The 13,187-nt window shown below is 56.0% G+C and carries 13 protein-coding genes; 12 read left to right on the top strand and 1 reads right to left on the bottom strand.

Annotation, left to right across the window (positions count from 1 at the left end; translation table 11 throughout):
• Positions 1-24: 24 nt before the first annotated feature.
• Positions 25-1,476: a cardiolipin synthase gene (cls, locus tag ACT3TY_RS16090; protein WP_444628886.1), complete on the bottom strand. Its 1,452-nt coding sequence runs from the start codon at positions 1,474-1,476 to the stop codon at positions 25-27.
• Positions 1,477-2,008: 532 nt separating this feature from the next.
• On the opposite strand from cls, the gene rpsT reads away from it, so the two are divergent.
• The 12 genes from rpsT (at position 2,009) to ACT3TY_RS16030 (ending at position 13,132) form a co-directional block, all read left to right on the top strand.
• Positions 2,009-2,275, top strand: coding sequence for a 30S ribosomal protein S20 (gene rpsT, locus ACT3TY_RS16085; RefSeq protein ID WP_009097974.1), 267 nt, complete (start codon positions 2,009-2,011; stop codon positions 2,273-2,275).
• Between the two features lie 109 nt (positions 2,276-2,384).
• The gene (gene murJ, locus ACT3TY_RS16080) at positions 2,385-3,974 is read left to right on the top strand and encodes a murein biosynthesis integral membrane protein MurJ (protein ID WP_444628885.1); all 1,590 of its coding nucleotides are present in this window, start codon (positions 2,385-2,387) and stop codon (positions 3,972-3,974) included.
• Between the two features lie 160 nt (positions 3,975-4,134).
• Positions 4,135-5,247, top strand: coding sequence for a bifunctional riboflavin kinase/FAD synthetase (gene ribF, locus ACT3TY_RS16075; protein WP_444628884.1), 1,113 nt, complete (start codon positions 4,135-4,137; stop codon positions 5,245-5,247).
• Entirely contained in the window at positions 5,231-8,086 is a 2,856-nt protein-coding gene (gene ileS / locus ACT3TY_RS16070; RefSeq protein WP_444628883.1) for an isoleucine--tRNA ligase, read from the top strand. Before ribF ends, ileS begins: the two co-directional genes overlap by 17 nt.
• Positions 8,079-8,609, top strand: a complete 531-nt coding sequence (lspA, locus tag ACT3TY_RS16065; protein ID WP_444628882.1) for a signal peptidase II — start codon at positions 8,079-8,081, stop codon at positions 8,607-8,609. Before ileS ends, lspA begins: the two co-directional genes overlap by 8 nt.
• Before the next feature lie 80 nt (positions 8,610-8,689).
• Positions 8,690-9,136: an FKBP-type peptidyl-prolyl cis-trans isomerase gene (fkpB, locus tag ACT3TY_RS16060; RefSeq protein ID WP_441679796.1), complete on the top strand. Its 447-nt coding sequence runs from the start codon at positions 8,690-8,692 to the stop codon at positions 9,134-9,136.
• A gap of 73 nt (positions 9,137-9,209) precedes the next feature.
• Positions 9,210-10,187, top strand: coding sequence for a 4-hydroxy-3-methylbut-2-enyl diphosphate reductase (ispH, locus tag ACT3TY_RS16055; protein ID WP_444628881.1), 978 nt, complete (start codon positions 9,210-9,212; stop codon positions 10,185-10,187).
• A 37-nt stretch (positions 10,188-10,224) separates the two neighbouring features.
• On the top strand, positions 10,225-10,629 hold the full coding sequence (locus tag ACT3TY_RS16050) for a type IV pilin protein (RefSeq protein WP_444628880.1): 405 nt from the start codon (positions 10,225-10,227) through the stop codon (positions 10,627-10,629).
• Positions 10,630-11,073, top strand: coding sequence for a type IV pilus modification PilV family protein (locus ACT3TY_RS16045; RefSeq protein WP_444628879.1), 444 nt, complete (start codon positions 10,630-10,632; stop codon positions 11,071-11,073). It abuts the gene before it with no gap.
• The gene (locus ACT3TY_RS16040) at positions 11,063-11,539 is read left to right on the top strand and encodes a PilW family protein (protein ID WP_444628878.1); all 477 of its coding nucleotides are present in this window, start codon (positions 11,063-11,065) and stop codon (positions 11,537-11,539) included. The genes ACT3TY_RS16045 and ACT3TY_RS16040 overlap by 11 nt, the downstream gene beginning before the upstream one ends.
• The gene (locus ACT3TY_RS16035; RefSeq protein WP_444628877.1) at positions 11,536-12,045 is read left to right on the top strand and encodes a PilX N-terminal domain-containing pilus assembly protein; all 510 of its coding nucleotides are present in this window, start codon (positions 11,536-11,538) and stop codon (positions 12,043-12,045) included. Before ACT3TY_RS16040 ends, ACT3TY_RS16035 begins: the two co-directional genes overlap by 4 nt.
• A gap of 64 nt (positions 12,046-12,109) precedes the next feature.
• Positions 12,110-13,132, top strand: coding sequence for a tryptophan--tRNA ligase (locus ACT3TY_RS16030; RefSeq protein WP_444628876.1), 1,023 nt, complete (start codon positions 12,110-12,112; stop codon positions 13,130-13,132).
• Positions 13,133-13,187: the final 55 nt, after the last annotated feature.

The following is a 13,187-nucleotide window of genomic DNA, read 5'->3' as shown; positions in this document are numbered from 1 at the left end:
GGATCATTAACCGATGAGCATTGATTACATCACCGGGCTGAAAATGGTGGCAACGTTATCGCCGATCCGGCGTAACAACGAGCGATGAATGACCTGGTCGGGGGCCACTTCATTGGCATCGGAAAGCCAGGCGTTTTGGCGCTCCCTGATGCTTTTTGCTACATCGGGTGAGTGCAGCAGAATATTATTCTCGAAATTAAGCTCCAGGCTGCGGCGGTCCATGTTCGCGGAACCCACTAGCGCTACCGCTTCATCCACCACCAGTGTTTTTGCGTGCAAAAGGCCACCACGAAATTCGAAGATTTTTACGCCAGCGGCAACAAGCTGTGCATAGTAGGCTTTGCTGATGGCGCCTACCACAAAGGAGTCGTTGCGCTGGGGCAGAATGAGCGTGGTTTGAACGCCGCGCCTGGCGCAGCCAATCAGCGCCGAAAGCAGTGAGGCATCAGGAACAAGGTAGGGGTTCGAAATCACGACTTCATGCTGGGCACAGTGCAGAAGGCTGGAAAACACATCCGACATGGCGCCTTTAGGTGACAGCGGCCCGGTGCCAAAGGCGATGGCTGCACTGCCGTTGCCCTCCATGTTGGCTTCTGTGCCGGGTGGCGACGTTTGCTGCCAGGGAACATCAAGATGCTCATTGGATTCGATTAGCCAGTTGGCCGCAAACAGCAGCTGGTTTTGCATCACCACCGGCCCCTCGAAACGCAGCATGATATCGACCCACGGCGCATACTTCGCTTTGACACGAAACTCCGGGTCGGCGCAGTTCTGGCTTCCGCAGTAGGTTAATCGGTTATCCACCACGACGATCTTGCGATGGTTTCTAAGATCTGCGCGGCTACCGAGCAGTGCCCCAAATCCAAAAGAAACTTTAAGCGATACGCACAGTTGAACACCGGCGGCTTTCATTGCCGCCCAGTGTTCCGAGCGGGTAAGCGCTCGCGAACCAATACCGTCGACAATGATTCGGCATGTCACGCCACGTTCAGCCGCGCGCTTAACAGCTTCTGCAATCTTGAGCCCGTTGTTATCGGTAAGCCAGATATAAAAGGAGATATGGATGCTCTCCTCGGCGGCATCGAAGTCTTCCACCATCGCGTCGATCGCTGCATTGGAGTCGGCGGTTAGCGTGGCGGTATTGTGGCCAGTGGTGCCGCTATGCGCTAAATGCTCACAGGCGCGAAAGGCGGGCCGAAAACGGTCTGGTACCTGCGCAAGTGCCGATGTTTTCCCTACGTTATAGGCTTTCACCAACCGTGTGACGGTGCCAATAGCTTTGCGTCGTGACCGGCGCGATATCCAGGGTTCGCCAAGTAGCAGGTAGGCAATGATGCCTAAGCCGGGTAGAAACGAGAGAATCAATATCCATGCGGCTCGGGAGGCGGGCTCTTTGCCCTCTACCGTGAGTACACGCACCACTAGGGCGATATAGACAGTCGTATGAACGGCAAACCAAAGAGAGAAATCCGACATAGTGAGTCCGTCTTTAATAGTGAAATTGTTTGAAGGATTGGCTATCCCTAAGCGGCCCTAAGTGCCATAGGGGCGCCCTGTTAGTCGCCATGAGAGTTCGGTGCGGCTAACGCAGGCCTCAGAGATAAACGAGCTAGCAGATCGGCCGCCAGAGAACGTCGTTTAAAACGTCAGTTCTTTTATATTTAAGGGCAATAATGTAGAAGATGCTGGGTAAAGTCCATGTCGCTTCTTTTGAGAGCGCTTTGTGAGCCATTCGGTTAGCCTGCTGATACAATAAAACATTGACAACGTGTGGCAAGCAAGAATAGTGCGTGATAGACTACGCCATCCTCTCAGACAAGACCCGTGGGCGGGCAGGCAATTTGACTGCCAGCTACACTATTTGACAGAGCTTAAATGCTTGTCGAATCAATTGGTTGTTAAGGAAAGTCGCGTTATGGGCAGCTTTTAGAGTGAACATGAGCGTGGCGAACACATAGTTAATCCGTTGCCGAATTTGCGGCAACCTTTATTCTCCAAGGAGATACCTGTGGCGAACAGCAAGCAAGCACGCAAGCGCGCCCGCCAGGCCGAGACTCGTCGCGTCCTGAAAGCCAGCCAGCGCAGCATGGTCCGCACCTATATCAAGCGTGTGATCAAAGCGATCAACACCGGCGACCACGGCAAGGCGATGGAAGAGTTCAAGGTAATGCAGCCGGTCGTTGACCGTATTGCTGATAAAGACGTGCTGTCCAAGAAGAAAGCAGCGCGCCTGAAAAGCCGTTTGAACAAGCGTATTAAGGCACTGGCGGCGTAAGCCGGCAGGCGCCATAAAAAAACCGGCTACGGCCGGTTTTTTTGTGTCTGATGGTTTTATCTAATGACTCTATGATGGGTATTGGCCATCCGCGCCTATGGATCCAAAAATGACCTCAAACACGCCGCCGAATGACACTTCCGCCGCGCCTGGCGCACCGCCACGCCGTGGGCTAATGCGCTCAGGGCTGGTGGTTAGCTCCATGACCATGCTTTCCCGCGTGATGGGCCTGATACGCGATGTGGTGGTGGCGACGCTTTTGGGCGCCGGGAATGGCGCGGATGCCTTTTTTGTCGCTTTTAAAATTCCTAATTTTTTGCGGCGCCTGTTTGCTGAAGGTGCCTTTAACCAGGCTTTTGTGCCGGTGCTTTCCGAGTACTCGACCCAGCGCAGTAAGCAGGAGATTCGCGAGTTACTCAACGCCGTAGCCGGTAGTTTAACCGCGCTGCTGGCTTTGATTACCGCGCTTGCGATGCTGTGCGCGCCCTGGCTTATCTGGGTGTTTGCGCCCGGCTTTGGCAGTGACCCCGCCAAGCACGCCTTGACCGCCGATATGCTGCGCCTCACGTTTCCGTATTTGCTGCTGATCTCGCTCACGGCTTTTTCTGGCAGCGTGCTAAATACCTGGAACCGTTTTGCAGTGCCCGCCTTTACGCCGGTTTTGCTCAACCTGTCACTTATTGGTGCCGCGCTCTTTTTAATGCCGTTAATGGATGAGCCCGCCATGGCGTTGGCCTGGGGCGTGCTGATTGCAGGTGCTGCCCAGCTGATTTTCCAGGTGCCGTTTTTAATGCGTTTGGGCTTGATGCCCACGCCTTGGCCGAACTTCGCTCATGAAGGCGTTAAGCGCATTTTAAAGCTGATGGGCCCGGCGCTGTTTGGGGTCTCGGTCTCGCAAATTAACCTGCTGCTGGATACGGTGTTGGCGTCACTGCTGGTGGCGGGCAGTGTCTCCTGGCTTTACTACTCTGACCGCTTGGTAGAGCTGCCGCTCGGCGTCTTTGGCGTGGCGATAGCAACGGTGATATTGCCCGCACTTTCCAAGCGCCACGCTGAGCAGTCAAAGGCGCATTTTGCCGCCATGCTCGACTGGGCGATCCGGTTAGTGCTTTTGGTGGGCCTGCCTGCCGCACTGGCGTTGGCGGTATTGGCCGAGCCGCTATTGATCACGCTATTTCACTATGGCGCAATGACCGACCACGATATTCAGATGGCCGCGATGAGCCTGCGTGCCTATGCCTTTGGCCTGGTCGCCTTTATGCTGATTAAGGTATTGGCGCCTGGTTTTTTTGCCCGCCAGGACACCAAAACGCCGGTGAAGGTGGGTATTATCGCCATGGTCGCTAATATGGTGTTCAACCTGATGTTGATTTGGCCGCTTGCCCATGCCGGGTTGGCGCTCGCCACGGCGCTGTCGGCCTTTTTGAACGCGGGTATGCTGGGGGTGTTGCTGTACAGGCAGGGCGTGCTGGTTTTTCAGCCGGGCTGGGGTCGGTACGCGGTGCAACTGCTGGGCGGTAGCGGTTTGATGTGTGCCGCGCTTTATATGGTGTCGCCAGAGTGGCACGCGTGGCTTGCGTTTAGCCTGTGGCAGCGTGTTGCCTGGGTGGCCGGGCTGGTAGGTTTAGGGGGCGGGATTTATGTTGTCTGGCTTACTGCGCTGGGCCTGCGGCCACGGCATTTTAAAATGCAGAGCTAGGCCGTACAGCGGCAATGCGTGGCCGAACGCTTAAAAGTCACGTTGAATCGGCAGAGAGTTAGACATATATCACGGTAGGTTCGCTATAATCAGAGCTTTTTAAGCTTCACCCAAACCCAACAAGGCTTGGGAGCGGCAAATTATTAACGGCTGAGGTGCCATGCGCGTCATTCGAGGACTGCACAATCTGGTAGCGGCACAGCGTGGCTGCGTCGCTACCATTGGAAATTTTGACGGTGTGCATCGTGGCCATCAGGCAATTTTGCAGCAGTGCCGCGAGCACGCTGCGCGCCTAAACGTGCCGCTAACCGTGGTCGTGTTTGAGCCCCAGCCGCGTGAGTACTTTGCCGGTGACCAGGCACCCCCACGGCTAACGCGCTTGCGTGAAAAGGTGCGTCTGTTGGGTCAGTACGGCGCTGAACAGGTGCTGTGCCTGCCGTTTAATAATGCCCTTAGAAGCCTGACCGGGCGCGAATTTATTGATCAGGTGCTGATCGAAGGGCTGGGTGTTAAACATCTGGTCGTTGGTGATGACTTCCGTTTTGGCTGTGACCGCCAGGGCGACTTTACGCTGCTGGCAGCGGTGGGCGAAGAGCAGGGCTTTGGGGTTGAACATACCCGCACCTTTACGGTTGAGAACGAGCGGGTTTCAAGCTCACGCGTGCGTACTTTGCTTGCCAGCGGTAACTTTGCCGCAGCGGCCAATCTGTTAGGGCGGGCGTATTCGCTGGATGGGCGTGTGGTGCGTGACCAGCAGCTTGGTCGCACCATTGGTGTGCCCACGGCGAACCTGCCCCTGTTGCCTCAGCCCTTAACGCTGCGCGGTGTCTATGCCGTTGGGGTGACGCTTGAAAACGGCCAACGCTACCACGGTATTGCTAACGTCGGCTTTCGGCCGACGGTTGGCTCCAAGCGGCCCACACTGGAAGTCAACCTGTTTGACTTTGACGGTGACCTCTACGACAAACGCATGACGGTATTTCCCTGTGCGCGGCTTCGTGGGGAAGTGAAATTCGACAACTTTGATGCACTAAAAGCGCAAATTGAGCGCGATCAGAGCCAGGCACATCGCTACTTTGCGACGGCCGTCACTGGTTGTCATAACGCGCTGCCGCTAGCCTCGGCCCCGCTTGGGCGTGAGGCTCAGGCCTCCCAGACTCAGGCTTCCAAGCCCCAGGTTTCCAAGACTCAGGTTTCCAAGACACAGGTTTCCAAGACAATTTCTTCTGATCCTTCTTCGGCGGATGACGCTGCCGATGCTAACAACGGCTGACCGAACCATGGACTATAAGCACACGCTAAACTTGCCTGAAACCGACTTTCCTATGCGTGGCATGTTGCCTAAGCAGGAGCCGGGACGCGTTTCACGCTGGCAAGATATGAACCTGTACCAGCGCCTGCGCGAAGCGCGTGCTGGCGCACCGCTGTTTGTACTGCACGATGGCCCTCCCTACGCCAACGGCAGTATCCATATTGGTCACGCCGTTAATAAAATTTTAAAAGATATTATCGTTAAATCGAAAAACCTGGCGGGCTTTGATGCGCCTTACGTGCCGGGCTGGGACTGCCATGGTCTGCCCATTGAGCACAAGGTAGAAACCACGCACGGTAAGCACCTGGCGCCTGCAAAAGCGCGTGAGCTATGCCGTGAGTACGCGGGCGCTCAGGTTGAAACACAGCTGGCTGATTTTGTGCGCTTGGGAATTATCGGTGATTGGAATCATCCCTACCGCACCATGGACTACGCCAATGAAGCAGGCGAGATTCGCGCACTGGCCGACATGGTCGAAGCGGGCTACGTCTTTAAAGGTCTGAAGCCGGTTAACTGGTGCTTTGACTGTGGCTCGGCGCTGGCTGAGGCGGAAGTCGAGTATCAAGACAAGAAGTCCGACGCGATTGATGTCGCCTTCCCGGTGGAAGATGCCGATAAGCTGGCCGCTGCGTTTGGCTTAACCGCGCTGCCCAAACCGGCGGCGGTGGTGATCTGGACCACCACGCCCTGGACCATCCCTGCCAACCAGGCGCTGAACGTTCACCCCGAATTTACCTACGCGCTGGTCGATACCGGCGAGCGCCTGCTGCTGCTAGCCGAAGAGCTGGTCGAAAGCTGCCTTGAACGCTTTGGTTTACAGGGCGAGGTCATCGCTACCACTCGCGGTGAAAAGCTAGACCTGATCAACTTCCGCCACCCGTTCTATGATCGCCTGTCGCCAGTTTATCTGGCCGATTACGTTGAGTCGGAAGTGGGCAGTACCGGTATCGTTCACTCTGCGCCTTCTTACGGCCTGGATGACTTCAATACCTGCCGCGCCCACGACATGAGCTTTGACGACATGCTGAACCCGGTACAGGGCAACGGCGTGTACGTTGATGATCTGCCGTTCTTTGGCGGCCAGATGATCTGGAAAGCCAACCCCAACATCGTCGCCAAGCTTGACGAAGTGGGTGCGCTGATGGCGCATAAGCCCATCGTGCACAGCTACATGCACTGCTGGCGCCATAAAACGCCGGTCATCTACCGTGCGACAGCCCAGTGGTTTGTGGGCATGGATATTCAGGGGAAAGACGGTAAAACCCTGCGTGAACGCGCGCTGGAAGGCATCGAGGCGACCCAGTTCACGCCCGCCTGGGGCCAGGCGCGCCTGCACAGCATGATCGCTAATCGCCCAGACTGGTGCATCTCGCGTCAGCGTAACTGGGGCGTGCCGATTCCGTTCTTCCTGCACAAACAAACCGGCGAGCTGCATCCGCGCACCATTGAGCTGATGGAAGAAGTCGCTAAACGCGTGCAGGAGCAGGGCATTGATGCCTGGTTTAGCCTCGACGCTGCTGAGCTGCTGGGCGCGGAAGCCGCCGAATACGACAAGTCGACTGACACGCTGGATGTCTGGTTTGACTCCGGCACCACGCACCGCCATGTGCTGCGTGGTTCGCATCCACATGGCCATGAAAGCGGCCCGCGAGCTGATTTGTATCTGGAAGGCTCTGACCAGCACCGCGGCTGGTTCCACTCGTCGCTGTTGACCGGTTCGGCAATTGACGGTCACGCGCCGTATCGTCAGCTATTGACCCACGGCTTTACCGTCGATTCGCAAGGCCGTAAGCAGTCCAAGTCGTTGGGTAATGTCATCGCGCCGCAGTCGGTGATGGACAAGCTGGGTGCCGACATTCTGCGCCTTTGGGTGGCCTCGACGGATTACTCCAATGAAATGGCCGTGTCGGATGAGATCCTCAAGCGTACAGCGGACGTGTATCGGCGTATTCGCAACACGTCGCGCTTTCTTTTGGCCAACCTGACCGGCTTTGACCCGGCGCGCGATATGGTGGCTTTTGAGGATATGATCGCCCTGGATCGCTGGGTCATCGACCGCGCACTGCAGCTACAAGAGCGCATTCAGAAAGCGTATGAAGAGTACCGCTTCCTGGACGTGTATCAGCAGGTGCATACGTTCTGCGCGCGCGACCTGGGTGGTTTTTATCTGGATATCATCAAGGATCGCCAGTACACCACTCAGGCTGATTCGCGGGCACGCCGCAGCTGTCAGAGCGCGCTCTATCATGTTATCGAGGCGCTTTCGCGTTGGGTCGCACCGATTCTCTCCTTCACTGCAGAAGAGATCTATGAGCATATCCCGGGCAAGCGTGGCGACAGCGTACTGCTGGAAACCTACTATACCGACCTGAAGCCCCTTGATGCTGACGCCGAGATGGGGCGTGAATACTGGGAAGCAGTGCTAGAGGTCAAGCAGGCGGTGAATAAACGCTTGGAAGAAGCGCGTAGCGAAGGGGCCATCAAAGGCTCGCTGGACAGCGAAGTCACCCTTTACGTTAGCGACGAACTCAATGTGTTGCTGTCACAACTGGGCGACGAGTTACGCTTTGTGCTGATTACCTCGGAAGCGACTCTCAAGCCGCTGGCGGATGCCGAGGCATCTGCCTACAGCGAGCTAGAAGGGCTCAAAGTAGCGGTGGTCGTCAGTGCGTTTGAGAAGTGCGAACGTAGCTGGGAGCGCCGCCCTGACGTAGGTACGCATCCTGAGCATCCCACGCTGTGCAAGCGTTCGATTCTTAATCTGCCGGATGGCCCGGGTGAGGTGCGTCACTATGCCTGAGTCGGTCTCGTCCAACGTGCGGCCGCCCATGCGCCAGCCGCTGCGCTGGCTGTGGTTGGCCGTTGCCGTGATTGTGCTGGATTTGGCCACCAAGGCGATTGCCAGCAGCCAGCTGGGGTATCTGCAGCCGGTAGAAGTGCTGCCGTTTTTTAACTTCACCTTAATGCATAACACGGGGGCGGCCTTTAGCTTTTTGGCTTCCCACCCTGGTTGGCAGCGTTGGTTTTTCGCCATTATTGCCATTGGTGCAAGCGTGGGCCTGACCATCTGGCTTTCCCGTGTTAGAGCCGATGAAAAGCTGCTGGCCATTTCGCTGCCGCTGATTATCGGTGGGGCGCTTGGGAATCTCTATGACCGCCTGGTGCATGGCTACGTGGTCGATTTTTTATCGTTTCATGTGGCCGGTTGGTACTATCCCGCCTTTAACGTGGCAGACATCGGGATTACTCTGGGGGCCATTGGGTTGATTTGGGAGTCAGTGATGGGCGACCGGCGGCGTAAAAAAGCCCACTCAACGAAGTAACCCGCGACCTCTAACTCGGTTAGCATTAATCAGGCCCTGGTGGCAGTATGCCAGGGCCTTACCACATAGCGAGCAGTGTAATGAGTGATTACCTGATTGATGAGGGGATGGAAGTGACCCTGCACTTCACCCTGAAACTTGAAGATGGCACGGTAGTAGACTCTACCAAAGAGAAGGCACCGGCCACCTTTCAGTACGGTGACGGCAATTTGCCACCCGGCTTTGAGCACCCGATTAAAGGCATGACAACGGGCGAGACAGGTACTTTTCAGGTCTCTCCCGAGCATGCCTTTGGGCAGCACAATCCGCAAAATATCCAGACGTTAAAGCGCGCTGATTTTGGCGATGAAGCGCCTGAAATTGGTATGGTGATGTCGTTTGCCGATAAAGCGGGAACGGAATTGCCTGGTGTGGTCAAAACCATTGAAGGCGACCGCGTCGAGGTGGATTTTAATCATCCGCTGGCGGGGCGCACGTTAACCTTTGAGGTTGACGTACTGGATGTAAAACCGGTTACAACGCACTAGTCTTTAGCATTGGCTTTAGCATTAGCCGGGTTCTTATTCACTAAACGGTGCGGTAACGCATCAAGGCACTACTATGCAATCGACGCAAGCACAGCCCATACAGATCAAATTGGCCAATCCGCGTGGTTTTTGTGCCGGCGTGGATCGCGCTATAGACATCGTCAACCGTGCACTGGATGTGTTCGGGCCGCCTATCTATGTGCGCCATGAAGTTGTCCACAACCGCTTTGTGGTGGAAACGCTGCGCGAGCGTGGGGCTGTCTTCGTGGAAGAGCTCGACGAAGTGCCGGATGACGTGATCGTTATTTTCTCTGCGCATGGCGTGTCTCAAGCCGTACAGTCCGATGCTGACCGGCGTGGGCTGAAAGTGTTTGATGCCACTTGCCCGCTGGTCACCAAGGTGCATTTGGAAGTCTTGCGTTACGCCAAACGGGGGCACGAGTGCGTGCTGATTGGGCACGCAGGCCATCCCGAAGTAGAAGGCACCATGGGACGCTATGACACGGCGCATGGCGGTCGCATCTATCTAGTCGAAGATGAGCAGGACGTTGCCAACCTGGAGGTCAATGATCCTTCCAGCCTTGCCTTTGTGACCCAAACGACGCTGTCGATGGATGACACGGCCAAAGTGATTGATGCGCTGCGCGAGAGGTTTCCCGAGATCAGTGGACCGCGTAAAGATGATATTTGCTACGCCACGCAAAACCGCCAGGATGCGGTGCGTGAACTGGCCGCGGACAGTGACTTAGTGCTTGTAGTGGGCAGCCCCAATAGTTCCAACTCTAACCGCTTGCGCGAGCTTTCCGAGCGTATGGGAACACAGGCGTACCTGATAGATAATGCCGACCAGATTGAGCCAACGTGGCTTGAAAACGTCGGCCGCATCGGCGTAACGGCGGGCGCCAGTGCCCCGGAAGTGTTGGTGAAAGGCGTAATTGGCAAGCTTCAGTCATTGGGTGCTTCCATGCCGGAAGAGCTAAAAGGCCGCGAGGAGAGCATTACGTTCTCCATGCCCAAAGAGCTGCGCGAGCAGGTAATCGTCAGCAGCTGATGCACTGCGTATGCGGTGGCTGATGCAGGAGCATCACGTGAGGTTTTCGCTTTATCCTTACTCTATTCGCGCAGGCCGCTCGATAGAGCGTCAGCGCGGTTTTACGCTTCTTGAGCTTGTGGTGGCGATGGGCATTCTCGGCCTTATCGCTGGCATGGCTTACCCTGCTTACTCCCGCTACCTGCAAACATCCCTGCGCACGGATGCGCATGCGGGGTTAAGGCAGGCGGCGGCTGAACTAGCGCGCTGTCACGCCCGAACCTACTCCTATCAAGACTGTGAAATGCCCCACCTGTCACCAAGCGGGCATTATCGCATTGCCTATTCTGAACGCCAGGACGGTCGCTATGTGCTAAGCGCGTCGACTGAGCGAAAAGATGGCTGTGGCCAGGCCATAACGCTCAGTAGTCAAGGTGAACGCTTGCCCGAGACGTGCTGGTAAGTGCGGCGCCAAGAGGGGTTTACCCTGGTGGAGGTGTTAATTGCCTTGGCCTTGCTGGCGTTTGGGCTGATCGGCATCGCCGCCATTCAGCTAACGTCGCTGCAAAGCGCCGCTTCGGGCTACCAATACTCCGTGGCAAGTGTGGCAGCCCTGGATGCCCAGGAGCGCGCTTGGGCGCAGCTGGCGGCGAAACAAAACTGCCGACACCTCACGGCGGGGCTGGAGAGTGACTGGCAGGCCGAGTGGTTTACGCCTTCACAAGCACCGCTTAACGGCGCAACGGGCACGGTTGATAGCGCTTTTGTATCCGGAGGTTGCCAATTGACCGTCTCCATTACGATGCGTGCACGGTCTTCCAATCAAGCGGCTGACCATTTTGACTACGTGTTTACCTTGCCCTTTATTGAAGCGCGCTATGCTGGCGAGGCGCCTAATGCTCAATAAGCGCCAAGGAGGATTTACGCTGGTTGAAATGATGGTCGCGATGGTGATCGGCGCCATTATTATTTTGGGCGCAGGCCAGCTTTTGTTAACCACTGTGACGACCTTTCAGCGCGTCGAGGCCATCAGTCGCGAGCAGGAAGCGCTTGTTTTTGCCGTTCAATCGCTCACCCGGGACATTCGTAAAGGCGAGGCAGGCCAGTATGAGATCAATGACTCGCTGGTCGATGCGACCACCTGTGCGTTACGTCATAACAGCCAGCCCTTGATAGAAGGGCTTTATAAAGGCAGTCACGCATGCGACGCGCTTAGCCTGTTTGAGAAAGACGCCGATGGTATAACAGGGCTTTATCGGGTAACGCTCCAATTTGCGGGCGAGCGCCAAACACCGTTTGTATGGCATGTGATGCAGCGTGATCACGTTATTACGCGTCGTACACCTCTTCCCGCCATGGAGGGCAGCCCATGAAGCATCAGCAGGGGGCTGCGCTGGTGATCGTCATGGCGCTTCTTTCTGCCGCGCTGCTGCTGGGCGTGGCGAGTATGCGGACGGCGTTAGTCGATGAGCGTTTGGCGGGTAATTTTCGAATTGCCGTTCAGGCCCAAATGCTGGATGAGAGCCTGCTGGCTGTCTTGTCGGACCGCCAGTATGCAGCATCGCGGGATGCCTTCTTGAACCGTTTACTAACGTATCCACCCGCCTTCAATATCGGCGATAAGCGACAGTTGCAAAGCGATGATAGTCAGGCGTTGTTGCCACGCCAGGTGCTCAACGCACTGCTTGAGGCATTGCCAATAGCGCAAGCCGAGGGCCAAAGGCGGTTACTTGATGACCTCATCATTGATATTGAACGGCTGGCGGATCAGCGCGTTGCCATCACGGCCAGAAGCGGTGGTACGTCTGCCAGTACACACGCTGTTTTTGTGAGGCAAAGCCCGGAAGAAGCAACGTGGCGGCTGGCAGGATTGCGCTGATGGCATTCGACACGCGTAAATCTGCGCGTTATGATAGGGCTATTTGCCCAAGAGCCTAAACACAATGAGTCAAACTGCTAAAACCCGCGTCTTAACCGGTATTACGACGACCGGTACACCGCACTTAGGCAACTACGTTGGTGCGATTAAACCGGCGATTGAAGCAAGCCAGGACCCCAATGTTCAGTCGTTCTATTTTTTGGCGGATTACCACGCCCTGATCAAGTGCCAGGACCCTGCGCGCGTGCAAGCGTCACGCCTGGAAATTGCCGCTACCTGGCTGGCGCTTGGGCTGGATACCGACAACGCCATTTTTTACCGCCAGTCTGATTTGATGGAAGTTCAAGAACTCTCGTGGATGCTTTCCTGCGTGTGTGCCAAAGGCCTGATGAACCGCGCCCACGCTTACAAAGCCGCCGTGGCTGAGAACGAAGAAGCAGGCGACCAGGACGCGGACAAAGGCATCACCATGGGGCTTTTTGGCTATCCGGTATTGATGGCTGCCGATATCCTGATGTTCAACGCCAAAAAGGTGCCGGTAGGGCGCGATCAGATTCAGCATATCGAAATGGCACGTGATATGGCCGGGCGGTTCAACCACCTCTATAAAGGGCAGTACTTTACGCTACCCGAAGCGGTGGTAAGTGAGACAGGCGAGGTGTTGAAAGGACTGGACGGGCGCAAAATGTCCAAAAGCTATAACAATACCATCCCGCTGTTTTCGCCCGAGAAAAAGCTTCAAAAGCTGGTGCGTAAAATCAAGACCAACTCGCTTGAGCCCGGCGAGCCGAAAGACCCGGATACCTGCACCCTGTTCCAGATATACGCGGCATTTGCCAATGAGAGCGAAACGTCTGCTCTGCGTGAACAGTACGCCGCCGGTATTGGCTGGGGCGATGCTAAAAACCAGGTGTTTGAGTATCTCAATACACACCTGAGCGAACCCCGTGAGCGCTACAACGCGCTAATGGATGACCCTGCTCATATTGAAGCGGTACTGCAAAAAGGCGCTCAGCGTGCTCGGGAGGAGGCCGCGTTAACCATGGATAAACTGCGCTCAGCGGTCGGCCTTGGGCGTTTTATTTAAGCTTATTAGCGGCTGAGTAACTAAAAACCCCTTCCAATTGGAAGGGGTTTTTTAA

It is taken from the genome of Halomonas sp. AOP22-C1-8 (assembly GCF_052378905.1).
In the GTDB taxonomy this organism is placed as follows: domain Bacteria; phylum Pseudomonadota; class Gammaproteobacteria; order Pseudomonadales; family Halomonadaceae; genus Vreelandella; species Vreelandella citrativorans.
This window is presented reverse-complemented; position numbering and strand designations above follow the sequence as displayed.